Here is a 25608-nt window from a genome sequence, read left to right as displayed (position 1 = left end):
CGTACTTACGCATTTCCGTGATGGAGAGTCGGATCCCGGACAGCGCGTTTCGGTACGCGGTACCCGATTCCCTGCAAGGACTGACGACCGTAAGGTTGGCCGGCCCGGGTGTGCAATGCCCTGGCCGGCCATTTCGTCAAGGAGGTGCGGCCGTGGGGCTCAGTTTGTATGTCGAGAACCAGGTGCACGAGCAACGCTATGTTGGCGCGGAAGCGAGCTCCTCGCTGGAACGCCTGGTGGCGGCGAGCGACCGGGAGCGGCACCACCTGGTGTCGAGGATCGATTCCTACGGCGACACCATGATCAACCTGATCCAGCTGCCGCAGTTGACCGCGGAGCTGGACGAGATCGCGAGCCGCAAACCGGAGCTGCGGGTCGACGTGCAGGCGCTGGGGGCGCTCATCGAGGAGGCGACCCGGGCGCGCGGATATCTCTGGATCTCCGGTGACTGAGGCCGGCCCCGGTCGGGACGGACAGGTTGGTCGCAAATGGTGCAGGTCACAGTCGGTCTGACGGCCTGATGCCTCACTGTCCGACGTCGATGAGGGCGCGAGCGGCACCGGGCAGGTCACCCACCCGGTGCGGTGCTGATCGTCGTACCCCCGAAGGTTTGCGGCGACGTCCGCGGCCCGGTCGGCCAGATCCCCGGCGCGGCGGTGCTCGCCGCATCATGCCGACGGCAGGGGTTCATGGGCCGCGAGCGGGCGCAGGCCGTCGAACAGAACGGCAAGGGTCCGGTCGATGACGGGGCCGGAGTAGTCGCCAGTTTCCGCCGCCTCGCAATCCTCGTACCCTCGCTCGTCCTTCGCTTCTGCCGCGATCCGCGCGCATCCCCCTCCACGCGATTCGACATCACCGTCACACCGCCACGATCGCCGCCTGGGCTACCGAGATGGTTGCCGTTGCCGCCAGGATCGGTTCGCCGCCGGCAGCGGCCGTCGCCCGGTCGACGGCCAGCGATGATCGATCCGGCCGAACCAGCATCGTGCACAGCGGCTCCAACCCAGAATGTGGAGTGCGGAGGCGGTATCCGCGGCCACTGACTCGTTGCTCATCAGATGCTCATCGGGCTGCGGCAAGGTCGAGAGGTACGCCTGCCGACGTTCGGCAGGTACGCCGTTCGGGCACCGATCGGCGACCACTCACGAGGAGAACAGCACGTGGACCTGCAGCTCAGCGGCAAGACCGCCTTCATCAGCGGATCCAGTCAAGGCATCGGTTACGCAACCGCGAAGGCCCTGGCCGGCGAGGGTGTCAACGTGGTCCTCAACGGCCGCGACCCGGCAAAGCTGGCCGAGGCTGTCGACGTGTTGCGCCGGGAGGCGCCCAACGTATCCGTCACCGGTATCCAGGCGGACTTCTCGGTTGTCGATGACGTCGACAGGCTGTGTAACGAACTGCCAAGCGTTGACATTCTCATCAACAACGTCGGGCTCTTCGAGCTCAAGCCGTTCGACCTCATCTCCGACGAGGAGTGGCGGCGCTACTTCGAGGTGAACGTGCTCAGCGGGGTCCGGCTCGCGCGGCACCTCATGCCGGCAATGCTCGATCGTGGGTGGGGCCGGATCGTGTTCGTGAGCAGCGAGTCGGGCGTCAACATTCCCGCCGACATGATTCACTACGGCACGTCCAAGACGGCGATGCTCGCAGTGAGCAACGGCCTGGCGAAGCTGACGAAGGGCACCGCGGTGACCGTCAACTCGGTGCTGGGCGGCCCCACCTATTCCACAGGCGTCGCCGAAACGGTCAGGTCGCTGGCGGATGCCCAGTCACTCCTCGAGGACGACCTGAAAGTGGCGATCATCGGCGCCAACCAGACCTCGCTACTGGGACGCTTCATCGAACCGAGCGAGATCGCGAACGCCGTGACCTTCCTCGCCAGTCCGGCCGCGTCCGCAATCAACGGATCGGCGGTCCGCGTCGATGGAGGTGTTCTGACATCGATTCTGTGAGTCCGCGGCGGGATTGACCCGCCGAGGCGTGTACCGGTGGCCAGTCAGCGGGTGAGGCCGACCAACGTCGCCAGTCGCGCCACGCCGGCCGGCGCCGGCTGCGCCCGGGCGACATCGGCGATGAGAGTACGCGCCAACGGCCGGCACCGAACCTCAGCGGGCGCGACACTGTCCGCGTCGACAAGCGCGCGTGCCGCCCCGCGCAGGTCACCCACCTGGAGGTACGCCCGCGCGGCGTCGACCAGGTAGGCGCCCCGATACTCGGCCGGCAGCCGCCGCCACCCCTCCCGCCGCACCACAGTCGAGTGCCTGTGCAGTGCCTCGACGGCATCACCCCGCGACGCCGCCACCAGCACCCGCGCCAGCTCCACGGTGACCGGGCCGAAGCTGGTGCGGTGCTGATCGTCGTACCCCCGAAGGTTTGCGGCGACGCCCGCGGCCCGGTCGGCCAGCTCGTCGGCGCGGCGGTGCTCGCCGCAACCGGCGGCGGCCAGGGCGGCCTGGACCAGCAACGTCCCACCCACCGCCCACTCCCCCGCCGACCGCTGCGGCCGGACACGGTTCGCGGCGGCGAGGGACGCGGCCAGGGCCAGGCGGTCGCGGCCGGCGGCGCGGAGCGCCTGGCTGACCGAGATGGCCGCTGTTGCCGCGAGCGCCGGGTCGTCGGCGGCGGTGGTCATCGCGCGGTCGGCGGCCAGCCAACCGAGGTCGGCCTCGCCGAGCTTGACCAGCAGCGACGAGGTGATGCGGTACGCCTGCACCAGCAGCTCCGCCGACCGCGCGCCCTGGGCGGCGTCGAGCAGACCCGGCAACACCCGCGTCAACTGCCCGTAGTGCGCGTGCTGGTAGGTCAACCAGGCGTACCCGACCTGCCGCCTCAGCTCGTCCGTCTCCTGTGGGGCTTGCGGAGTGTCGTAGCGGGCGAGCGCGGCCCGGATGTCGTCCACCCCATCCGGAGGGCCGGCAGGAGTGCCGCGCGGCTGGCCGAGCAGCACCTCCGGGTCGACGCGCAGGACGTGGGCCAGCTCCTGGATCACCGAGTACCGGTCCAGGGGGCGGACACCCCGCTCGATCTTGTCGACCCAGCTCTTCGACCTGCGCAGCCGGTCGGCAAGCATCTGCTGCGTCATCTGCCGCCGCACCCGCCAGCGCGCCACCCGGCGGCCGATCGGGAGGTCATCGCTGGTCACGCCGCCACCGCCGGTCCGGGACCGCGCGGGTCGTGTCCTCCACGGGTACGCGCTCCGCCTCGGCCTGGGCCAGGAGGCGCTGTTTGGCAGCCTCCCGCTCGGCCGCCTCACCGTTGTTCTCCGAAGCGTCATCGTCCTGACCGCTCATCCCCGCCTCCTCCGTCAGAGGCCCGGGAGGCTCGCCGCCCCAGGCCATGGGGACCCATGTACGTCCCAAACCGGACAGTAGGGCGGATTGGTGATGCGGTGATTACTGGCAGTTATGCGGCCAGGCTGATGCCGATGCGGCCGGCGAGCAGGCGAAGGTCGTCGGGGATGGCCCGGCGCTGGGCACGCTGCGCCAGGGTCACCACGGCGTCGCGGGCGAGGGGGTTGATGGCGAACGGGATCGGCGCGGCCTGCTCCGCTCGAATGAATGCTGCGAGGGCCTCGGAGTCCCGACGACCGCCGTCCGCCAGCGCTCGCCCAATGTCGAGCCAGTACGACAGTTGGCGATTCGATGCCTTGAGCACCTGCGGCCGTATCCTCCGGGACAGATCGATTATCTTGCCGTACTCGCCCTGCTCGGCCGCGATGGACATCTTCCAGAGCCCGACATTGGTCGGCCCGAAGCAGCAACCGTTGAAGCCACCACCGTCGGCCGGATCTCCCAAACTCACCGCCTCCCGGGTGGCCTCCGCGAGGTGGTCGCGGGCAACGTCCGGGCGAGCGTCCACGGTCGAGGCCAGCGCCGCCATGAGGTGAAGCTGGCCAAGCATCTGGCGCACTCGGACGTCGGAGGCGTCTCCCTGAAGCTCCGCCAGTGATCGGTCAGCGGAATTGGCCGCCAGGCGGGCCGACTCGATCGGCAGGCTCTGCGCGTAGACGAACCGGGATGCGCCGATCCACGCGCGATCTTCGACGTCCTCGGCAGCCGATACGGATACTCGGGCCGCATTGAGGGCCAGGTGGCGGTAGCCGAGGTGCCTGAGGCAGGTGGAGGCCAGGTAGGCGACCTGGGCGAGGGCGGTGCCGCCCACGGCAGCGGCTTCCAGCAGGAGGTTCGGGAGCATGCGCGCCATGGCCGAGTAGTTGCACGAGTTGCGAAGCTGATCGGCGCGGGCGATCTCGGCCGTCAGTCGTTCCGCCGTGTAGGTCGACGGGCGGCGTTCGCCGTCCTCGATCTCGATCAGGGCCGACCAGATCGCCGGCACACACTCGGCAGCGCTCTCGCGGGCCGGATCACCGGACTCGGTGCCCTGGCCGAGCAGGTCAGCCACCGTTACCTGAAGTGCGGCAGCGAGAGCGACCAGAGTGGAGCGGCGGTCGATAGTTTTCCGACCCGACTCGACCTGCGACACGTACGACTGGGTGACGCCGGCTAGCCCGGCGAGGACGGCCTGAGTCATGCCGCCCCGGCGCATCCGCCAGTACCGGATCCTGGCACCGATGGTGTCCGGCTTCATCACCATGCCTACTCCCGGTTAGAGGACCGATCTGGCATTGAGCCCGCTACCCCCGCCCGGTTGGACGCTACACCCGCAGAGCATCGCATCGGTGACGCTCGACGTCGTCCGGCCGGGTCAGGCACCTTCCATGGTCAGCCGGCTTCCGAGCCTCGATCGGCAACAATCGGCGATATCGCTCGACGGATGAAACTGAAGACGTGCAACGACCCACTTGGGGAGGCAAGGTGGCTCAGCGCTCGCAGCACCAGCGGGGCCGTTGCCCCGTCTGTAAACGCACCGTAGCCCTCACCGCTGACGGAAGAGTTGCGCGGCACAACGGCACCATTCGTGCCTACGCCCCGCCCGAGGAGTGCCCCGGAGGTGAACAGCGTGCGGAAGCCGCCGGATCATGAGCACAAGCACGGCCCGGCGTAGACGCAAAGTCAGTCTGGACAGACTGGTGCCAACTACAGCATGGCGGTGCCAGGTTCCTCCGGACGGGCTATTCAACTCCGAAGCCGGACGTCGGGGCAGAACGCCCGAAGGCTCGACAACTTTCAGTTATGCGGCCAGGTTGATGCCGATGCGGCTGGCGAGCAGGCGCAGTTCGTCGGGGATGGCTCGGCGCTGGGCGCGCTGCGCCAGAGTCACCACGGCGTCGCGGGCGAGCGGGTTGATGGCGAACGGGATCGGCGCGGACTGCTCGGCCTGTACGAATGCCCCGAGGGCTTCGGCGTCCCGACGACCGCCGTCTGCCAGCGCTCTCCCAAGGTCAAGCCAGTAGGACTGCTGGCGGATCGACGCTGCGAGCACCTGCGGCCGGACCGTCCGAGACAGCTCGATGACCCGGCCCGACTCCCCCTGTTCGGCCGCAATGGACATCTCCCAGAGCCCGACGTTGGTCGGCCCGAAGCCACAACCGTTGAAGCCAGCCCCGTCGACGGGATCTCCGAGCGTCGCCGCCTCGCGGGCTGCCTCGGCAAGGTGATCGCGAGCCACGTCCAACCGACCGCTGACGGTCGACGTCAACGCGGCCGATAGATGGAGCTGGCCGAGCATCTGTCGCACTCGTTTGTCGGCGGCGTCAGCTTGCAGCTCGGTCAGTGACCGGTCGGCGGCACGGGCGGCGACCGATGCGGACTCGATCGGCAGGCTCTGCGCGTAGGCGAAGCGGGAGGCCGCGATCCACGCCGGGTCTTCGGTGTCTTCGGCGACCGCCCCAGCGAGCCGGGCGGCGTTGAGGGCCAGGTGGCGGTAGCCGAGGTTCCGGAGGCAGGTGGCGGCTTGGTAGGCGACCTGGACGAGCGCTGTGCCGCCAACGGCGGCAGCTTCGAGCAGGAGGTTGGGCAGCATGCCAGCCATTGCCGGGTAGTTGCAAGAGGTGCGAAGTTGCTCGACGCGGGCGATCTCGGCCGCGAGGCGTTCCGCTGTGTAGGTCGACGGGCGGCGTTCGCCGTCCTCGATCTCAATCAGGGCCGACCAGATCGCCGGCACGCACTCGGCGGCGCTCTCGCGCGCCGGATCACCGGACTCGGCGCCCTGGCCGAGCAGGTCAGCAACCGTGACCTGGAGCGCGGCAGCGAAGGCCACCAGAGTGGAGCGACGGTCGATGGTTTTGCGACCCGACTCGACCTGCGACACGTACGACTGAGTGACACCAGCGAACCCAGCGAGGACGGCCTGAGTCATCCCGCCCCGCCGCATCCGCCAGTACCGGATCCTGGCACCGATGGTGTCCGGCTTCTTCACCATCCTCACGCCACCCCCAGGTCAAGAATTGGAGCACCGGCCATGGCCCCACTATCTGCCCCATTGGACGGTACACCGACTGAGTGTGCAAGCGGTGACGCTGCTAGGTGACGGACGCGATGTTAGCCACGACGCGGTGCCTTGATCCAAGACAGAGGAATCGACAACGTCGCGCTGGTTCCGCGGGTCTATTCGTAAGCCAGTCTTTGTTCATCGTGGCAGGTCGACTCGTCGACGAGGAGCGCTACAAGATCCTTGAGGATGATTAAGTCGCAATGACGTGCACCTGAATCAGGATCTTGAAGTACATGCGTCAGGCCGTGATAGGAGCGCTGAGACGTGTTTTCTGGAAGAAGAAGGGAGGTGACGGCAAATTTCTCGCGCCATTGCGATCCCATCTCCCACGCGACGCACAGGTCGATATCCTTCAGATTCTTTTCTTGTGCATCAAGATCGTTTATTAAGCCATCTAGTGAATACTTGTACTCAAGAACCTTCGGCTTGGTTAACCTTCCCAGCAGGCCGTCGAGTACTTCACTATCGATGCCGAGGGGATTGCTACTTTGGTCAAATTCGAACAGTTCCCGATCATGGTCGAAGTTTATCCGAAACAATCCGTCGTAGGTGAACCGCTCGTTGGTTGACATAATCGCTAGACCACGAACCACGCCGCCCGAAATGATCTCGTGGAAGAGTGCTATAACATCTTGTTCCCGAGTGGGTGTAGACGTAATGCTGATTCGTTTTGTTGGAGCGAAGAAGTGATCCGAAGACAGGGTGAGTGGCGAGCTTGCTTCATGTGCGATCATCTGCTCCTTCCACGCATCCAGCCTGAGCTCACGGTCCAAGTCTGGGACCGTCCCAGAGTCTCGCTTCATGTTCGGCCTGAGTCGAGTTATCGGCCCTTGGACAATCGCGCTCGCTACGTCCGTGGCGAAATCAACAAGAGGTTTGGCAAATCCCTTCCTGCCAAGATCCGGAGTATAATTCTCAAAATGAATAAGGAAGTGCACTTGATTCTGTCGACCAGTGTATCTTGTTAAAGGAACCTGGAGAACATCGCCTTGAGGCATCAAGTTAGCAGCCAGCTGGATTCCAGCACGGAGTACCTGCATGTTGCTGCGAATGCCCAACTTCTCGTTGAACCTCTTCCAAAGCTTCGTGGTATAGCCGTACTCCACCTTGATGGTGGGCCGGTGTTTTACAACTACCTCTTCATGTTCGGCAAACGCTTCCGGCGTGAGGAGCTCTTTGCATGAATCCCAGTGGTACTCCTCATACAAGAAGTCCAACTTGCGATGGGCATTCGGTGGCGGCTTGGCGGTACCGTACTTCTTGAACTGCTCCTGGGCCTTCGACGCAACTTCACTGATGCGGGCCGACTTGCACTTGTCATTATGAAGCCATAGATAAGAAACTTCCGAGATTGTTGCCGTTGTCGACTCTCCCCCTGCAATGCAAGTGACTTCAATCGTCTTATCCATGCTCGGCTCGACCGAGCCGACGCCGGTTTTAACTCGGAGGATAGTAAGCCATGTATCGGCGTCCTTTGCCGCAAGCCAGGAGAGCTTTTTAGGGTGGGTATATTCATCGAAGCGGACGGTTACAGTGGTTCCGCGCTCCACTTTTTCGAAGTCTTCATCGATATCCGCAGAGGAGTCTGGCTCGACAAGCGGAGGATCTCCATCTGCTGATCCCGCCAGCCAGGTTCTGCCATTCAATATCCTTCCGCATGCCTCGTATCCGGGTGACTTTGTGTGCACTCGCAAATAATTGAAGCCGTATGCAAGGTACGTGGCACCAACGCCTTTGTGTCCTCGAGAGTTAACCTCTTCCTTGAATGAGAAATTGGGCGCCAGGAACCGCTTGAACTCGTCGTACGTCATTCCGCAGCCATTGTCGGAAACTGTGAGCTCATTCCTGTCCAAGTCAACAATGACCCGCAGGTGCTGCTCGAAATCCGAAATTGTTCCGGCCGCAACTTCGACCCGACCCCGCGCCTCTAACGCGTCTAGACCATTTTGAATCAACTCGCAGAACGGATCGTACCAGCCGACATACGAACTCAAAATGTTGTTGATTTCGCGTCGCACAGCGCGCTGTGCTGCAAGGCTGTTTTCTAGCCTTCCCTTGACTTGCAGGGGGTCGAAGGCTGCGAAGGGCGGGGTCATGGGTGCATCCTAAGCGACGTCCGTCGACAAGGGAATCTATCTCTACCAGAGAAGTACCCTTATGAGCAGCTCTCGCCTTCTGCCAGAAGATGCTCACACGGCTGCCTGCCCCTCCTTATGGGTCTACCCCTAGATCAGAGCACCATCGCCGAAGCAGCGGTAGTCAGGCGCGCACCCCGGGGCATGAACACTCTATTGGGGTGCGGCCCTGTTGACGTCTTCACAGTCGGGCACGGGCTCCTAGACCCGCTCAACGCCCTACCGGTAGCAATACCAAGCCCAATAAAGGTCATCCGGTGCGTGGCTCTCGTACAACCTCGCACCTCAAAATTTACCTTCGCCAAGGCGTGGAACACGCCCTGGTCAGAGCGCCACGATCGCCGCAGTCTCCGCAGGCAGCTCGATCCGGTCCCGCATCACGGTGACGCCCTCCCCGGTAGCCAGCAACACCCGCCGAGCCACCCCAGGCAGCGAGACCCCCTGCCCCCGCCCCGCCAGGTTCGCGACGACAAGCGTGTCCCCCCGCCGCATCAGCAGGAACTGGTCCCCATGCTGCACGGAAACCGCGTGCAACCGAGGATCCGAAAGATCAGAACAAGACCGCCGCAGCGCGATCAACCGCTGGTAAAACGCCAACATCGAAGCATGCTCAGGCTTGTCCAGCTCCGCCCAGTCCAACCGCGACCGCACGAACGTCTGCGGGTCCTGCGGATCGGGCACGTCCCCCTCGGGCCACCCGTGCGCCGCGAACTCCCGCCGCCGCCCGGTCCGCACCGCAGAGGCCAACTCCGGCTCCGGATGCGACGTGAAGAACTGCCAAGGCGTGGACGCGGCCCACTCCTCCCCCATGAACAGCATCGGAGTAAAGGGCGCGGTCAACAGCAACGTGGCCCCAACGCGAAGCAGCGAAGGCGACAACGAAGCGGAGATCCGATCCCCGGTGGCCCGGTTCCCGATCTGGTCGTGGTTCTGCAGGTAGGCCACCATCCGATGCCCGGGAATCCGAGGATCGACAGGCCGCCCATGGTGCCGGTTACGGAAGCTCGACCAGGTTCCCGCGTGGAAGAACCCACCGGTCAGCACGTCCGACAGCGTCTCCAGAGAGCCGAAGTCGCCGTAGTACCCCTGCCGCTCCCCCGTCAGCAACGTGTGCAGCGCGTGGTGCGCGTCGTCGTTCCACTGGGCGTGCAGCCCGAGCCCACCCGCCTCCCGAGGCGTGATGAGCCGAGGGTCGTTGAGGTCAGACTCGGCGATCAGCGACAACGGCCGGCCCAGGTGCGTCGACAACGACTCGACCGCGATGGCCAGCTCTTCCAGGATCGGCACCGCCCGCGAGTCCGGCAACGCGTGCACGGCGTCCAGACGTAGGCCGTCGACGTGGTAGTCGCGCAGCCACATGAGGACGCTGTCGATGATGTAGCGGCGTACCTCGTCGGAGTGCGGGCCGTCCAGGTTGACCGAGCGGCCCCAACTGTTGCTCTGCTCGGCGAGGTAGGGCCCGAACCGCGGCGCGTAGGCCCCGGAGGGCCCGAAATGGTTGTAGACGACGTCGAGGATCACCCCCAGGCCCTTGGCGTGGGCGGCGTCGACGAACCGTTTCAGACCGTCGGGGCCACCGTAGGGCTGGTGCGGGGCATACCAGCAGACGCCGTCGTACCCCCAGTTGTGTTCGCCGTTGAAGGCGTTGACCGGGAGCAGCTCGATCAGGTCGACGCCCAGCGACACCAGGTGGTCGAGGCGGTCGATGGCCGCGTCGAAGGTGCCCTCGGGGGTGAAGGTGCCGATGTGCAGCTCGTAGAGGATGCTGCCGGGCAGTTGCCGACCGGTCCACGAGCTGTCGGACCAGTCGAAGGCCGAATGGTCGTAGAGGCGGCTCGGCCCGTGGACGCCGTCGGGCTGCCACGCGGAGCGGGGGTCGGGCAGCGGGATGTCGTCGTCGTCGAGCAGGAACGCGTAGTCGGGGCCGCCGTCGGGCACCTCGACCCGCCACCAGCCGTCGGCGGCGGCGCGCATCTCGTGGTCGTCGGCGCCGGGTAGGTGCAGCCGCACGCGGGTGGCGTCGGGCGCCCACACGGAGAATTCGGTCATGAAGCAACCTCCGCGTCATCGGTGGGAGGAGCCAGCAGTGCGACGGGATAGTCGGCCAACAGGTCGGCCACAGAGGTCTCCCCGCCACTGTAGACCCGCCCGGTGAACAGGTCCTTCACCTCGTTAACACCAAGCGACAGGACTGTGTCGCGCCACCCACCGGAGCGCGCCAGGCCCAGCGGCAGGCGGGTCGCCACGGTGATCGCGCCGCCCCTGTCGAAGGCCAGCACGTGCCGGCCCTGCGGCCCGTGCGCCGGCACCGGCCGGTAGGTGGTGAACAGCTCCGGGTGCGCCCGCCGCAACCGCAGCGTCCGCGACACGACGAGCAGCTTCGCCGCTCCGTCGGTGTCGATCGAGGGACGCCAGCCGCCGTCGAGCCGCGCCAGCATCTCCCGGCGTACGTCGAAGTCGACGGGCCGCCGATTGTCCGGGTCGACGAGGGAGTTGTCCCACAGCTCGGTGCCCTGGTAGGTGTCCGGCACGCCCGGCATCGTGAGCTGGATCAGCTTCTGCCCGAGCGAGTTGCACCAGCCGGCCGGGGTGATGGCGGCGGCGAGTTCGGTCAGCTCGGCGTGCAGCCGCTCGTCGTCGTACATGCGGTCGATGACCGCGTGCATGGCCTGCTCGAAGGCCGGGTCCGGGTCCGCCCAACTGGTCGAGGCCGCGGCCTCCCGGGCGGCCTTCTCGGCGTACGCGTGCAGCCGCTCCCGCTCGATCGGCCACGCGCCGACGGCGGTCTGCCAGAGCAGGTGGGCGAACGCCGGGTCGGGCAGTGGGGCGTACTCCATCCAGGTCTGGACCTGCTCGGCCCAGCGGCCCGGCAGTTCGCTGAGCACGGCGAGGCGGGCGCGCACGTCCTCGCCGCGCTTCGTGTCGTGGGTGGAGAGCGCTGTCATGCTGGCCGGCCAGCGGACCTGCTGGGCGCTGGCGAAGCGGTGGAACTCCGCCGGCGGCACCCCGAAGTGGGCGGGGCTGCCGCCGACCTCGTTGAGCGCCACGAACCGGGTCCAGCGGTAGAACGCGGTGTCCTCCACGCCCTTGGCCATCACCGCGCCGGTGAGCTGCGGAAAACGCATCGCCAGCTCGTCGTCCGGGTCGCGCAGCCGGCGGGTGATCGCGTCCAGGGCGCCGGTCAGGTCGGGGCGGCGGCGGCCGGCCTCTGAGCGGGCGGCGGCGAGGTGCCGGGCGCCCTCCGGCGGGTAGCCCCGATAGACATCGAAGGCGGCGGCCAGCTCGGCGAGCGCGGCGCGGGCCTGCTCGGTGGGCACCTCGGGGGCGAGCGCGGCCAGCCGGGTCAGCTCGGCGGCGAGGAGCTGGGTGGCGGCGGCCAGCTTGGTGGTGTGGGTCAGGTCCTGCCACGACGTGTGGTGCCCGGTGAGGCGGGTGTCCAGCGCCGTGAAGTCGCCCTCGGTGTCCGGGTCGACGAACAGGCCGTTGACGGCGGCGAGGGCGTCGTAGCCGGTCGTGCCGTCCACCGGCCAGTCCGGCAGCTCCTCGCCGTACTCCAGGATCTTCTCCACCACGAGCCAGGCGTCCGGCGCGGCCTCGCGCAGCCGGGCCAGGTAGCCGGCGGGGTCACGCAGGCCGTCCGGGTGGTCGACGCGGATACCGTCGACCTCCCCCGCGGCGGCCCACCGCAGGATCAGCTCGTGGGTGGCGGCGAACACCGCCGGGTCCTCCACGCGCAGGCCCGCCAGGCCCGCGATGGCGAAGAACCGGCGGTACGTCAGCTCGGCGTCACCGCGCCGCCAGGAGATCAGCTCGTAGTGCTGCCGCTCGTGCACCTCCTGGGCGGTGCCGTCGCCGGTGCCGTCGGCGACCGGGAAGCGGTGCTCGTGGTAGCGCAGCTCGCCGTCGACGAGCTTCAGGTCGTCCAGGGCGGCCGGGTCGTCGGCCAGGACCGGCAGCAGCAGCCGGCCCCGGTCCCAGTCGATGTCGAACCAGTCGGCGTACGACGAGTCGCGCCCCCGGCGCAGCACGTCCCACCAGGCCGGGTTGGCCGGCGGCACGGCGACCCCTGCGTGGTTGGGCACGATGTCGACGACCAGGCCGAGCTGCCGCTCGCGCAGCGCCCGCAGCAGCCGCTGCCGAGCCGCCTCGCCGCCCAGCTCCGGGTTGACGGCCCGGTGGTCGACCACGTCGTAGCCGTGCGCGGAACCGGGGGTGGCGGCCAGCAGCGGGGCGCTGTAGAGGTGGCTGACGCCCAGCTCGTCCAGGTAGTCGAGGATCGCGGCGGTGGCGTCCAGGTCGAAGCCGGGGCGGACCTGGACGCGGTAGGTGGCCTTGGGAGGGGTGGCCGGCATGTCAGATCGTCCTCTCCAGCACGACGAGGGACCGGTCCGGCACCCGGATGGTGCCGCCCGCGCTGATCACCGTGGCGTCGTCCGGCTCGGGCTCGGCGGTGCTGATCACCCGTTCCCACTTCTGCCCGTACTCGGAGCCGGGCATCGTGAAGTCCAGCGGCGCGTCGTGGGCGTTGAAGCAGAGCAGGAACGAGGCGTCGTGGTGCTTCTGGCCGTACTGGCCGCGCTCCCGGATGCCCTCGCCGTTGACGAACAGCGCCACCGAACGACCGAAGTCGTTGCCCCAGTCCTCGCCTGTCATCTCCCGCCCGTCGGGCGTGTGCCAGGCCAGGTCGGGCAGTGGCTCGTCGATGCCGCGCCCGTTCACCGGCAGGCCGGTGAAGAACCGGCGGCGGCGGAACACCTGGTGCCGCTTGCGGAAGTCGGTGAGCGTACGGACGAAGTCCAGCAGTTGCTCGTCGACGTTGTCCCAGTCGATCCAGGCCAGCTCGCTGTCCTGGCAGTAGGCGTTGTTGTTGCCGTGCTGGGTGCGGCCCAGCTCGTCGCCGTGGCCGATCATCGGCACGCCCTGCGAGAGCATCAGGGTGGCCAGGAAGTTGCGCCGCTGCTTGGCCCGCAGGGCGAGCACCGCGTCGTCGTGGGTGTCGCCCTCCACGCCGCAGTTCCAGGACCGGTTGTGGCTCTCGCCGTCCCGGTTCTCCTCGCCGTTGGCCTCGTTGTGCTTGTCGTTGTACGACACCAGGTCGTTGAGCGTGAACCCGTCGTGCACGGTGACGAAGTTGATGCTGTGGAACGGGCGGCGGCCGTCGTCCTGGTAGAGGTCGGCCGAGCCGGAGATCCGCGACGCGAACTCGGCGAGGGTGGCCGGCTCGCCCCGCCAGAAGTCCCGCACGGTGTCCCGGTACTTGCCGTTCCACTCCGTCCACAGCGGCGGGAAGTTGCCCACCTGGTAGCCGCCGGGGCCGACGTCCCACGGCTCGGCGATCAGCTTGACCTGGCTGACCACCGGGTCCTGCTGGACCACCTCGAAGAACGTGGAGAGCCTGTCCACCTCGTAGAACTCGCGGGCCAGGGTGGCCGCCAGGTCGAAGCGGAAGCCGTCGACGTGCATCTCGGTCACCCAGTACCGCAGCGAATCCATGATCAGTTGCAGCGAGTGCGGGCTGCGCACGTTGAGGCTGTTGCCGGTGCCCGTGTAGTCGACGAAGTAGCGGCGGTCCTCCTCGCTGAGCCGGTAGTAGCTGGGCGCGTCCACGCCCTTGAAGCTCAACGTCGGCCCGAGGTGGTTGCCCTCGGCGGTGTGGTTGTAGACCACGTCGAGGATGACCTCGATGCCCGCCGCGTGCAGCGCCTTGACCATCCCCCGGAACTCCTGCACCTGCTGACCGAGGTGACCCAGCGCCGAGTAGCCGTGGTGCGGGGCGAAGAAGCCGATCGTGTTGTAACCCCAGTAGTTGCGCAGCCCCAGGTCGACGAGACGGTGGTCGTGCACGAACTCGTGCACCGGCATCAGCTCGATCGCCGTCACCCCGAGCCGGGTCAGGTGCTCGATCATCGGCGGGGAGGCGATGCCCGCGTACGTGCCGCGCAGCTCCTCCGGGATGTCCGGGTGCCGCATCGTCAGCCCGCGCACGTGCGCCTCGTAGATCACCGAGTGGTGGTACGGCGTACGCGGCGGCTTGTCGTTGCCCCAGTCGAAGTACGGGTTGACCACCACCGACTTCGGCATGAACGGCGCCGAGTCGGTCTCGTTCATCTTCTCCGGCTCGCCCAGCTCGTAGTCGTACACCGCCGGGTCCCACTGGACGTCACCGTCGACGGCCTTGGCGTACGGGTCGAGCAGCAGCTTGTGCGGGTTGCAACGCAGCCCGTTCGCCGGGTCGTACGGGCCGTGCACCCGGTAGCCGTAGCGCTGCCCCGGCTCGATCCCCGGCAGGTACGCGTGCCAGACGTAGGCGTCCACCTCGCGCAGCTCGACGCGGCGCTCGGCGCCGGTGTCCCACTCGTCGAAGAGGCAGAGTTCGATCCGCTCGGCCACCTCGGAGAAGATGGCGAAGTTGGTGCCCATCCCGTCGTAGGTGGCGCCCAGGGGATACCGCTCGCCCGGCCAGACCTGCATGTCGCTCCTTCAGCACTTGATCACGAGCGAACCGCGTCGTGAGCGCACGGGAGGTCGGACCCGCCCGCGCGCACGCCGGTATTGCCCTGCGCCCCCACGCGCCAATCCATCCTTTCAGGCGATGACCGAAAACCACCTGTCTGATGCGCGCTACACCCTCAGGTGTCCTCCGTCACCATGGGCGTTTTGAAGATGCGTTCCCGGGCTCGATGCCCTTTGCTAGTCGGGGGACACGCGTTCGCGCGTGCCTCACTCGGCCCTCGGCCACCCCTTCCCACCCTCACTCCGCCGCCACTGCTGCCGGCGCGTGCCACCACGTATGGACGGAGACTGATGTGACCACGCTGCGGGTCGGCGAGCAGCTCGCTATCGCCACGGATCGGGCCCACCGGCCCACCCTCACCTCCCGGCCCCAGCTTCCGGCGCAGCCCGGCCCGTCCGCGCATTCCGGCCTCGGCGCGCAGCCTGCCGCGATCGTGCCGGCGCAGCCCGGCCCGGGGGTGCCGCCGCAGACCCGTCGCATCCTGATGCTCTCGTGGGAGTACCCGCCGGTGCTCGTCGGCGGCCTCGGCCGCCACGTGCACGCCCTGTCGGTAGCCCTCGCCGCCGCCGGCCACGACGTCACTGTCGTCACCCGCCACGCCGAGGGCGCACCCCTCGAGGAGTACGCCGACGGCGTGCGCATCCTGCGCGCACCCGAAGACCCGGTCACCTTTCCCCTCGCCACCGGCTCCCTCCTGGCCTGGACGATGGCCTTCAACCACACCCTCACCCGCACCGCCCTGCGCGCCACCCAGGCCGGCAGCTACGACGTCATCCACGCCCACGACTGGCTCGTCGCGCACACCGCGATGACGTTGCGCGACCACCTGGACATCCCGCTCGTCAGCACCATCCACGCGACCGAGGCGGGCCGGCACCAGGGCTGGCTGCCCGAGGAGATGAACCGCACCATCCACGGTGTCGAGCAGTGGCTCAGCAGCGAGTCCGGTCGGGTCATCGTCTGCTCCGGCTACATGCGCGACGAGGTGGGCGCGCTGTTCGGCGTACCGGCCGGCCGCGTCGACGTGGTCGCCAACGGCGTCGAGTCGCACCGCTGGAAGGTGCCGGCGCGGGACGTGGCAGCGGCGCGGGCCCGGTTCGCCGCAGACGGCCCCCTGGTCACCTTCGCCGGCCGGCTCGTCTACGAGAAGGGCGTGCAGCACCTCATCGCCGCCCTCCCCCGGCTGCGTGAACGGCACCCCGGGCTGCGCGCCGTGATCGCCGGCGACGGCCCGTACCGCGCGGAACTGGAGGCCGAGGTGCACCGCCGCGGCCTCGGCGGGATGGTCAGCATGCCCGGCTTCCTCGACGGCAACGACCTGCCGGCGCTGATGGCGGCGTCCGACTGCTTCGCGGTGCCGAGCATCTACGAGCCGTTCGGCATGGTGGCCCTGGAGGGCGCCGCCGCCGGGGCGCCCCTCGCCGTCGCCGCCACCGGTGGCCTCGCCGAGATCGTCGAGCCGGGCGCGACCGGGATGACGTTCCGCCCGCACGACCCGGACGGGCTCGCCGACGCCGTCGACGCGCTGCTGTCCGACAGTGAGCGCGCCCGCGCCATGGCCCGCCGCGCCCGCCGGATGGTCCAGGACCAGTACGGCTGGACGGCCATCGCCCAGCACACCGCCGCCAGCTACGCCGCCGCCATCGCCAACGACGCCGCGTTCACCGCCGAGCGCACCGAGCAGCGCATGTCCCAGGGTCGGGCACTCCCGGCACTGCCCGAGGGCAACCTGCTCGCCGCCGCCGGCCTGCGCTGAGGCGCTTCCGGCTCCTCCGGCCCGTTTGATCGACTCGGGTTCCTTGAAGTCGGGGTGTCCCCATGCCGGTCGGGCTTGATCGACTCGGGTTCCTTGAAGTCGCGGGGTCCCCGTGCCGGTCGGGCTTGATCGACTCGGGTTCCTTGAAGTCGGGGTGTCCCCATGCCGGGGATGCCGCGACTTCCTGGAACCCGAGTCGATCAAGCGCAAGCGGGCTGGCCGGGCTTCGCTGCCCAGCGCCGGTCGCCAGGCCGAGCTGGCCCGGCGAGGGCCGGCCGGCCCTGTCAGAATGTGCGGATGTCTCGTCCTGTTGACGCCCTGGATTCCGCGTTTCCGGTCGCCGCCTCCATCGCCCTGGACCTGATCCGCCGCCCCGAGGTGTCCGCGCAGTGGTCGCGCCCGAGCGCCCTGCCGCACCTGTCCGTGGGCGCCCTGGCGTGCCACCTCGGGCGTCAGGCCGTACGCGCGGCGGAGCTGCTGCCGAGCCCCGCCGACCTGCCCACGCTGGAGTCGGCCGACAGCCACTACGAGCGGGCCGCCTGGGTCACCGACGGCACCCCGGACGCCGACGCGGTCGCCGCGGGCCCGGACGAGGCCGACGCGGCACGCGGCCCGGCTGACCTGCACGCCCGATCAGCCGACGCGCTCAACGCGGTCAACGACCTGCTGTCGCGGGGTGCCGCCCTCGACGTCGTGCCGATCCCGTGGCAGGGCTGGTCCCTGCGCCGCGCCGACTTCCTGCTCACGCGCCAACTGGAGATCGTCGTGCACTCCGACGACCTCGCGGTGAGCGTCGGCGTGCCCACACCGGAATTCCCGGCGGAGGTCTTCGACCCCGTACGCGACCTGCTGGTCCGGTTGGCCGTCCGCCGGCGTGGCCAGTCGGCGCTGATCGGCGCACTGAGCCGCAGCGAGCGAGCCGGGGACATCTCCGCCTTCTGACCCGCCGCGCCGCCGCCCGCCGCCCGCCGCGCCGCCGCGCCGCCGGTCGCCGTTCGCGGTCGCGCTTGATCGACTCGGCTTCCTGGAAGTCGGGGCATCGATCCCGCCCGGACACCCCGGTTTCCTGGAACCCGAGTCGATCAAGGGTCCCGGACGCGGAAAAGCGGCAGGCCGCCGACCCGGATCGGGTCGGCGGCCTGCCTGTGGTGCGAGGGGCGGAGGTCAGCGCTCGGCGAAGGGGACGTAGTCCCGCTCGGGGGCACCGACGTAGACCTGCCGCGGACGGCCGATCTTGGTCTCCGGGTCGTTGATCATCTCGCGCCACTGGGCGATCCAGCCGGGCAGCCGGCCGAGCGCGAAGAGCACCGTGAACATCTTCGTGGGGAAGCCCATGGCCTTGTAGATCAGGCCGGTGTAGAAGTCCACGTTCGGGTAGAGCCGGCGGGAGACGAAGAAGTCGTCGGCGAGCGCGATCTCCTCCAGCTCCATGGCGATGTCCAGCAGCGGGTCCGGCTTGGCCATGCGGCCCAGCACGTCCTGCGCGGCCTTCTTGACGATGGCCGCCCGCGGGTCGTAGTTCTTGTAGACCCGGTGGCCGAAGCCCATCAGCTTGACGCCGTCCTGCTTGTCCTTGACCTTGCGGACGAAGGACCGGACGTCGCCGTCACCGGCGTGGATCTGCTGGAGCATCTCCAGCACCGCCTGGTTCGCGCCACCGTGCAGGGGGCCGAACAGCGCGTTCACGCCGGCCGAGACCGAGGCGAACAGGTTGGCGTTGCTGGAGCCGACCAGGCGGACGGTCGACGTGGAGCAGTTCTGCTCGTGGTCGGCGTGCAGGACGAACAGCATGTCCAGCACCTTCGACATGACCGGGTCGACCACGTACGGCTCCGCCGGCACGCCGAACGTCATGCGCAGCAGGTTGTCCACGTACCCCAGGGAGTTGTCCGGGTAGAGCAGCGGCTGCCCGATGGACTTCTTGTAGGCGTACGAGGCGATGGTGGGGACCTTCGCCATGAGCCGGACCGTGGAGATCTCCACGTGCTCGGAGTCGAACGGGTCCAGGCTGTCCTGGTAGAAGGTCGACAGCGCGCTCACCGCCGACGACAGCACCGCCATCGGGTGGGCGTCCCGGGGGAAGCCGTCGAAGAAGCGGCGCATCTCCTCGTGCAGCAGCGAGTGCCGCCGGATCCACTCGGTGAACTCGGTCAGCTGCTGCTCGGTGGGCAGCTCACCGTAGATGAGCAGGTAGGAGACCTCCAGGAAGGAGGACTTCTCGGCCAGCTGCTCGATCGGGTATCCCCGGTAACGCAGGATCCCCGCGTCGCCGTCGATGTAGGTGATCGCGGATGAGGCAGCCGCGGTGTTGACGAAACCGGGGTCGTACGTCGTCATCCCGGTTTCCTTCAGCAGCTTGCTCACCCCGATGCCAGCGGGGCCCTCGACCGCGGAATGGACCGGCATCGACAGCTGCCCACCGGGGTGATCGAGCTTGACTTCCGTCATGTGGTTCCTCGCTTCGCCGGCAGATCTACGTTGAATTGCCTTCGCTTCTACCGTAATTGCGGCCCGGGGGACACCGCCCGCCGTGGTTCGACGGTGAGGTATGCGTCACCCGATTCCCGACCGGGCAGCCGGGAAACCCGCCGTCCCGCCAGGCGGGAGCCGAAAGAAACCCCGCCGAGAGGCCGGACGATCAGGACAACGTGAGGCGTCGTAGCGTACCGTCCGCCGCGACCTGGTAGACGTCGAGCTGGTTCGTCCCGGCGCGGAACAGCCGATCGTCGGTCAGCAGCGCGGCGAAGCGGCGCCCGCCCGGGTCGGTCGGCACCACCGGGACCACCGCGCCGATCCGGCCGTTGACGGCGACGGCCAGCAGCGTGCCGTCCGGTATCGCGTCCGGCACGTCACCCCAGACCAGCGCCGGGAGGGTGCCGGTGTCCGGGTCGGTCGCCCGGAAGGCGGCCAGGTCGGCGACCCGGGCGCTGCCCCCGGTCGGGCCGGCGCGGACCTCGGTGCCCACCAGGGGGTGCGGCGTCGGCAGCGGCGGCGGGGTGGGCACCCCGCCGGGGAAGGTGACCGCCCGCCCGGGGGTGTCGTAGAAGTGCTTCGTGGCGTCGGCGCGGGGGGCCTGCCGGGCGGAGCGGCCGTCGACGTGCCAGGGCAGGCGGATTCCGGCGGCGTCGGCGACGGTGGGCAGCAGGTCGACGTGCTCCCAGTTGCGGTCGTCCACCCGGCCGGTCTGCTGCCCGGGTTCCTTGACGAACATGGGCACCCACGCGACCTCGCCGGCGGCGGCCCTGATGGCGTCCATGCCCCGGCCCTGCGCGCCCGGGTGGAAGCTCACCCCGTGGTCGGCGGTGACGACGACGAGGGCCTGGTCGTAGAGGCCGCTGGCGCGCAGCGTCCGCAGGGTCTCGCCGATCAGCCGGTCGGTGTAGCCGAGTTGGGCGAGGTGGCGCTGGCGGGCCAGCTCGACCCAGCCGGCGCCGTCGTTCGGCAGGTCCTCCGGGGCGTCGTAGCGGGCGCCGGACGGCAGGTACGTCCACGGGGAGTGCGGCATCAGCAGGTGCAGGAAGTGCAGGGCGGGTCGGGTTTGCGGCTTCAGCCCGGCGAGGAAGCGGGTGAACCGGACCGGCTGGTTGTCGTCGAGGCTGTCCCAGCGGAACTTCGGGTCGGCGGGGACCGGCTCGGCGGCGTCCAGGCCGGCCTCGACGCGGGTCTGCTCCCGGTAGGAGTCCTCGGGGTCGACCCGGGTGTTCGTCGGCCCGGCGACCTGGCCGAGCAGCTTGCCGGTCTCCCGGACCAGCACGCCGAGGCCCTGCTCCGGCGCGACCGGCTGGTCGCAGCGGCTGGGTGGGCAGAGCCGGGTGATGCTCTCCTGGGCCTGGATGTCGTAGAGGCCACCGAAGGCCGTGAAGAGGTTGTCCGGGTATTGCGAGTAGTGCGGCGCGACCGCCCGCGCCGGGTAGCGGCCGGTGAGCATCGCCGGCAGCGCGTTAGGCGTCCAGCCGCTGACCCCTGTGGCGTTGCGGTACCAGGTCGAGCCGCCGGCCAGCTCGGCGAAGTGCGGGAACCGGGCCGCGTCGATCCGGCCGTCGCGGCCGAGCAGGCTGACCAGCGGCAGCTCGTCGAGGATCAGCATGACCACCGGCGGGTGCACGGCCGCGCCCTGCGCGGTGCCGACCGCACCGCCGTCGCCGCGCGGCAGCACGACCGCCGAGGTGGGCGAGACGAACAGGAACAGCGCCACGAAGGCCACCGGTCCGGCGGCGGCCAGTCGCAGCGCGCGGCCCGGCGACCGCCACCGCCGGTGCGCGGCCGCGCCGCCCAGACCGGCCAGACCGGCAAGCACCAGCAGGGGTACGCCCCGAAGCGGCACCGCGTGCCGGCCCACCTGCACCGCGAGGGCGGCGAGCAGCAGCCCGACGAGCACCGTGTGGGTGAGCGCGCGAGCGGTGCGGCCGGCGAGGCGACTGAGCGCGCCGAGCAGCGCCACGGGCACGGTGGGCGCGACGGCCACCAGGGCGACGAGCAGCAGGATCTGGGCGCGGTCGGCGCGGTGGAAGAGGAAGAAGTCGGGGCTGCGGCCGAGCACGTCCAGCAGGGGCTGGGTGACGACCAGTCCGACAAGTGCCACGACCTCCAGCAGTCGGCCCACCTCGCCGCGCCAGCCCTCCTCCCAACGGCCGGTGGATGGCGGTTCAGCCACCCATAACCGCCCGGTAGAGCGTGCGGGTGCCGGAGGGCAGCTCCAGCCGGTCGGTGATGCGGCCCCGGGCTTCGATGAGCCGTTCGAAGGTGTCGCGCCGGTAGTCCGGGAAGATGCCGTCGGGCTTGTTGGCCAGCAGCCGAGCGGCCATCGGGTCGTCCGGATGGACGAACTCCACCACCACGGCGCCGCCGGGCGCGGTCAGTCCGGCCAGCCAGTCGACGACCTCCGGCAGTGGCACGTTGCGGCCGATCGCCAGGTGGTGCACCAACGCCAGGGCGAGTACGACGTCCGCCGACGCCCGCTGGGCGAAGCCGGCGCGCTCGACGCCGCGCCAGCCCCCGCCGGGGGACGGGTCGGCCAGGTCGACGACAAGCGGCAGGATCCGTTGCTGCCCCTCGGAGCGCAGCGCCCGGTACAGCTCGTCGACCACTGCCGGGTCCTGCTCGACGGCGACCACGTAGTCGGCGTGGCCGGCGGCCAGTCGGGCGTACCGGCCGTCGTTGGCGCCCAGGTCGAGCACCAGGCGCGGGCGTGCGGCGGCGGCCACCGCGGTGACCACGAACTGCTCCTTGGCGACCCGGTCGCGGGCCGAGTAGCCGCAGGTGCGCTGGTAGTCCGACCAGTGGCTGCCCGACGGGCGGTGCTCCAGCCGGCGGACGAGCTTCTCGATGCCGCGTACGGTGGCCGCCTGCAGGTCCCGGGAGTAGCCGGCGGCGCGCAGCTGGGCCTTCACGTCGCTGGTGCTGGCGGCGGCGTTGCGCTGCTGCATGGCGCCGTGCAGGTGCAGGTGGGTCAGGATGCCGGGGCGCAGCCGGCGGGTGCCGCCGAAGAGCGGGCGCAGCTGGTCGGCCTCGATGCCGTCGACCTGGGCGCGCAGCCAGGGCTGGAAGTCCACGCCCAGGTGGGCGGTGAGCAGCAGCGGGTAGAGCACGGTCTGACAGAACTGCCGGTAGCCGGCCCACGGCTCGCCGTCGCGGACCGGCTCGAAGGAGCCGATGTCGATGAAGACCGGTTTCGCGCCGCGCCACTGGAGGTTGTAGGCGGAGCCGTCCTTGGTGGTGAAGCCGTCGGCGAGGGCGGTACGCAGGATCTCCAGGTGCAGCAGCGCGGCGTCGCGCAGCATGCCGAACGACCACTCGTACGGGTGCGAGACGAACGGGATGCGCTCGTGGCGCAGCACCGCCGCCCACGGCGTGCCGGTCGCGGCGGGCACCAACGTGGGCGGGGCGTCCTCGGTGGCGCAGACCTTGCCGGCCGAGACGAGCGTGGGAAAGAACGGGCTGGCCGCGAGGGTTCGCCAGTGCTCGGCGGCCTGGGCGTTCAGCCCGCGCAGCACCTCGTCGCCGACGTGGAACACCCGGTTGGCGGGGTCGCGGAAGGAGGCGGGCTCGGGGCGTACGCCGGTGGGTGAGGTCGTCATCGTCGCGGCGACCGCTACCGCTGGTCGGTGGGCTGCCGGCGGAACCGGTCGACGAGCCGCCGCCAGTAGAGCTTGGCGGCGACCGCGGCGCCGGCCACCCCGCCCACGACGGCCTGCACGATCAGGCTGCCGGATCCCGCGTCCAGGTAGGCCAGATGGATCACCGACCGCTCCTTCCCCTCGCCCGTCTCGACACCGGCGTCCCGGGAATGCAGCGGTGAGGCTTTTAACCCAGAAAGCCGGACTTGTCCATCACCGTACGCTGCTCGTCAGCGCTGTCGCGGCCACATCGGAGGACTCCCAGCCTCGCCACAGGAAGCCGTCCGCGTCGGTACGCTGCGAGGGTGCGCTGGACAGTCGTGGACGCGCCTCTGGACTCCTCCGGCGCCGGGCGCGGCGAGGAGCGGGCACCGGCTGCCCTGCGCCGGGCCGGTCTGCTGGACGCCCTCGCCGCGGACGACGACGGGCAGGTGGACGAGGCACGGCTGCGCGACCCGGCGCGTGACCCGGCGAGCGGGGTGATCGGCGCGGCCGGCCTGGTCCGGGCCGGCGCGGCCATCACCAGCCGGATAGCGGCGCTGATCGCCGACGGCCGTCGGCCGCTCGTGCTGGGCGGGGACTGCGCGATCCTGCCCGGCATCTGCCGGGGCCTGCCGCGCAGGACGGAGCTGTGGTTCGTCGACGCCCACCCCGACTTTCTCGACGGCGCGACCTCGCCGACCGGCGAGGCCGCCGACATGGACCTCTCGGTGGTCACCGGGCACGGCCCGGCCGCCGCGATCGGCGTCGACGAAGCGCTGCTCGACCCCGCGCGGGTGCACCTGCTCGGGCACCGCCCGTCGTCCGACGACGACGGGCGGGTCGAGGTGGCCCGGATCGACAGGGCCATCCACCAGGTGCCCGCCGCCGACCTGCTGCGCCGGGGCGCGGGAGCGGTCGGGGCGGCCCTGGCGGCCGACGGCGACGGGCCGGCCTGGCTGCACCTCGACCTGGACGCCGTGGACCCGCGCGACCTGCCGGCGGTGACCTACCCCGAGCCGGACGGGCTGCGCTGGCCCGACCTGACGGCGCTTGTCACCCCGCTGGCCCGCGCCGACCGGCTGCTCGGGATGAGCGTGACCGACCTGAACGCCGACGAGGACCCCGACGGACGCCACGCGCGGCGCGTCGTCGAGGTCCTCGCGGACGTGCTGGGCGGCTGAGTCGACGCTCCCGGCCCCGTCGACAGGTAAGCCTCGTCGGTGCTGCCGACTATGCGTCAGCTGTGGGGTTCGGCAGGCGGACGGCGAAGACGGTCCGCCCCGGCCGGCTGTCGACCGCGACAGTGCCGTGGTGGGCCTCCACCACGGCCGCCACGATCGCCAGGCCGAGGCCGGTGCTGCCGTGCGCGCGGGACCGTGAGCTGTCGCCCCGGGCGAACCGCTCGAACATCTCCGGTCGCAGCTTCGCCGGCACCCCCGGCCCGTCGTCGGCGACGGTGAGCACGGCGGCGTCCGCCTCGACGGCAAGCGTGGTGGTGACAGTCGTGCCGGGTGGGGTGTGCACGCGGGCGTTGGCGAGCAGGTTCGCCACCACCTGATGCAGGCGGGCGCTGTCGCCGGGGACCCGGATGACCACCTCGGGCAGGTCGAGCTGCCAGCGGTGCTCGGGGCCTGCCGCGTGAGCGTCGCTGACCGCGTCCACGACGAGGGCGGACAGGTCGACCGGGTCCGCCGCGAGCGGCCGGCCGGCGTCGAGCCGGGCCAGCAGCAGCAGGTCGTCCACGAGGGTTGTCATCCGGGTGCTCTCCGACTCGACGCGGCGCAGCGCGTGCGCCACGTCGGCGGGGACTTCGGCGCGGCCGCGCCGGGCCACCTCGGCGTACCCCCGGATGGCCGCGAGGGGGGTGCGCAGTTCGTGGCTGGCGTCGGCGACGAACTGGCGTACGCGGGTCTCGCTGGCCTGCCGCGCGGCAAGCGCGTCGGCGACGTGGCCGAGCATGCGGTTGAGCGCCGCGCCGACCTGGCCGACCTCGGTGCGCGGGTCGGTGTCGCCGGCCGGTACGCGGACGGCGAGCGCGACCTCGCCGCGGTCCAGCGGCAGCTCGGTGACCCGGGTGGCGGTGGCGGCGACCCGGTTCAGCGGTCGCAGCGTGGCGCGCACGATAAGCGCGCCGGCCGCGCCGGCGAGGAGCAGCCCGACGGCGGCCACTCCGGCCTGCGCGGCGACAAGCGCCCAGACGGTGTCCTGCACGCCCGACAGCGGGATCGCCACGGCCAGCACCATCCCGTCGGGGAGACGCCGCGCCACGGCCCGGACGTCACTGCCGTCGTCGAGGCCGACGGTGCGTGGTCGGCCGTCGGTGGGCAGCGCGGCCAGCCGGGCGGCGTCCGTGGCGGGGACGTCGGCGAGGCTGCCGCTCTCGGTGCTCCTCGTCGCCGTGGTGACGCCGTCGGCGAGGCGGACGGCCAGTGAGCCGGGCGGAAAGCCGCGCGGAGGCTCCGGCGGGGGCGGGCCGACGCCGTCCGGTCGCGAGGCGGGCCACCCGGGGTCGCCGCCCTGGCGGAACCACTGTGGCACGTCGGCGCGGGGCCGGTCCCCCATCGTCAACTGGCTGTCGACCTGGCCGACGAGGAAGTGCCGCAGGGCGACAGTGGTGAGCCCGCCGATCGCGACGCTGACCAGGGCGAGCAGCGCCACCAGGGCGAGCACCAGCCGGGCCCGCAGCGACCGGCCGGCCAGCCACCGCCGGGC

At 69.9% G+C, this 25608-nt stretch carries 18 protein-coding genes; 5 read left to right on the top strand and 13 right to left on the bottom strand.

From position 1 onward, the window contains the following. The first annotated feature begins 152 nt into the window (after positions 1 to 152). Complete coding sequence (locus AB0K10_RS20335) at positions 153 to 452, top strand: hypothetical protein (RefSeq protein WP_363685574.1); 300 nt, start codon at positions 153 to 155, stop codon at positions 450 to 452. A gap of 708 nt (positions 453 to 1160) precedes the next feature. After that, positions 1161 to 1952: an SDR family oxidoreductase gene (locus AB0K10_RS20330; RefSeq protein WP_363685572.1), complete on the top strand. Its 792-nt coding sequence runs from the start codon at positions 1161 to 1163 to the stop codon at positions 1950 to 1952. 44 nt (positions 1953 to 1996) lie between these two features. Here AB0K10_RS20330 and AB0K10_RS20325 read toward each other — a convergent pair whose 3' ends face one another. From AB0K10_RS20325 to glgX, 8 genes are all read right to left on the bottom strand, one after another. Continuing rightward, on the bottom strand, positions 1997 to 3142 hold the full coding sequence (locus AB0K10_RS20325; protein WP_363685570.1) for a helix-turn-helix transcriptional regulator: 1146 nt from the start codon (positions 3140 to 3142) through the stop codon (positions 1997 to 1999). Continuing rightward, positions 3129 to 3290, bottom strand: coding sequence for a hypothetical protein (locus tag AB0K10_RS20320; RefSeq protein WP_363685568.1), 162 nt, complete (start codon positions 3288 to 3290; stop codon positions 3129 to 3131). Before AB0K10_RS20320 ends, AB0K10_RS20325 begins: the two co-directional genes overlap by 14 nt. Positions 3291 to 3402: 112 nt before the next feature. After that, a complete protein-coding gene (locus tag AB0K10_RS20315) occupies positions 3403 to 4587 on the bottom strand; it encodes a helix-turn-helix domain-containing protein (RefSeq protein WP_363685749.1) in 1185 nt (394 codons plus the stop codon). 543 nt (positions 4588 to 5130) lie between these two features. Next, a complete protein-coding gene (locus AB0K10_RS20310; RefSeq protein ID WP_363685566.1) occupies positions 5131 to 6321 on the bottom strand; it encodes a helix-turn-helix transcriptional regulator in 1191 nt (396 codons plus the stop codon). A gap of 185 nt (positions 6322 to 6506) precedes the next feature. Further along, on the bottom strand, positions 6507 to 8489 hold the full coding sequence (locus tag AB0K10_RS20305) for a hypothetical protein (RefSeq protein WP_363685564.1): 1983 nt from the start codon (positions 8487 to 8489) through the stop codon (positions 6507 to 6509). Positions 8490 to 8852: 363 nt separating this feature from the next. After that, on the bottom strand, positions 8853 to 10577 hold the full coding sequence (gene treZ, locus AB0K10_RS20300; protein ID WP_363685562.1) for a malto-oligosyltrehalose trehalohydrolase: 1725 nt from the start codon (positions 10575 to 10577) through the stop codon (positions 8853 to 8855). Beyond that, entirely contained in the window at positions 10574 to 12880 is a 2307-nt protein-coding gene (treY, locus tag AB0K10_RS20295) for a malto-oligosyltrehalose synthase (RefSeq protein ID WP_363685560.1), read from the bottom strand. The genes treZ and treY overlap by 4 nt, the downstream gene beginning before the upstream one ends. Position 12881: 1 nt before the next feature. Then, a complete protein-coding gene (gene glgX, locus AB0K10_RS20290; RefSeq protein WP_363685558.1) occupies positions 12882 to 14999 on the bottom strand; it encodes a glycogen debranching protein GlgX in 2118 nt (705 codons plus the stop codon). A 335-nt stretch (positions 15000 to 15334) separates the two neighbouring features. Between glgX and AB0K10_RS20285 the strand changes: the two genes are divergently transcribed. Beyond that, positions 15335 to 16798, top strand: coding sequence for a glycosyltransferase family 4 protein (locus AB0K10_RS20285; RefSeq protein WP_363685556.1), 1464 nt, complete (start codon positions 15335 to 15337; stop codon positions 16796 to 16798). 297 nt (positions 16799 to 17095) lie between these two features. Further along, on the top strand, positions 17096 to 17740 hold the full coding sequence (locus tag AB0K10_RS20280) for a maleylpyruvate isomerase N-terminal domain-containing protein (RefSeq protein ID WP_363685554.1): 645 nt from the start codon (positions 17096 to 17098) through the stop codon (positions 17738 to 17740). Between the two features lie 222 nt (positions 17741 to 17962). Here AB0K10_RS20280 and AB0K10_RS20275 read toward each other — a convergent pair whose 3' ends face one another. The 4 genes from AB0K10_RS20275 to AB0K10_RS20260 all read right to left on the bottom strand — a co-directional run bounded on the left by AB0K10_RS20275 (position 17963) and on the right by AB0K10_RS20260 (position 23039). Further along, positions 17963 to 19246, bottom strand: a complete 1284-nt coding sequence (locus AB0K10_RS20275; protein WP_363685552.1) for a citrate synthase — start codon at positions 19244 to 19246, stop codon at positions 17963 to 17965. Between the two features lie 190 nt (positions 19247 to 19436). Continuing rightward, positions 19437 to 21452 (bottom strand): sulfatase-like hydrolase/transferase, encoded by a 2016-nt coding sequence (locus tag AB0K10_RS20270; protein WP_363685550.1) that lies wholly within the window; start codon positions 21450 to 21452, stop codon positions 19437 to 19439. Continuing rightward, on the bottom strand, positions 21445 to 22875 hold the full coding sequence (locus AB0K10_RS20265) for a class I SAM-dependent methyltransferase (protein ID WP_363685548.1): 1431 nt from the start codon (positions 22873 to 22875) through the stop codon (positions 21445 to 21447). Before AB0K10_RS20265 ends, AB0K10_RS20270 begins: the two co-directional genes overlap by 8 nt. A 14-nt stretch (positions 22876 to 22889) precedes the next feature. After that, positions 22890 to 23039, bottom strand: coding sequence for a hypothetical protein (locus AB0K10_RS20260; protein ID WP_007459587.1), 150 nt, complete (start codon positions 23037 to 23039; stop codon positions 22890 to 22892). A 180-nt stretch (positions 23040 to 23219) separates the two neighbouring features. Between AB0K10_RS20260 and AB0K10_RS20255 the strand changes: the two genes are divergently transcribed. Next, positions 23220 to 24077 (top strand): arginase family protein, encoded by an 858-nt coding sequence (locus AB0K10_RS20255; RefSeq protein ID WP_363685546.1) that lies wholly within the window; start codon positions 23220 to 23222, stop codon positions 24075 to 24077. 49 nt (positions 24078 to 24126) lie between these two features. On the opposite strand, the gene AB0K10_RS20250 is transcribed toward AB0K10_RS20255, so the two are convergent. Next, positions 24127 to 25596 carry a HAMP domain-containing sensor histidine kinase gene (locus AB0K10_RS20250; RefSeq protein ID WP_363685747.1) on the bottom strand — a complete coding sequence of 490 codons (1470 nt, stop codon included), beginning with the start codon at positions 25594 to 25596 and terminating at the stop codon, positions 24127 to 24129. Positions 25597 to 25608 lie beyond the last annotated feature (12 nt).

The sequence above is a fragment of the Micromonospora sp. NPDC049274 genome (assembly GCF_040678875.1).
Lineage (GTDB): Bacteria > Actinomycetota > Actinomycetes > Mycobacteriales > Micromonosporaceae > Micromonospora.
Note: the sequence above shows the minus strand (reverse complement) of the source record. Positions and strands in the feature narration are given on the sequence as shown.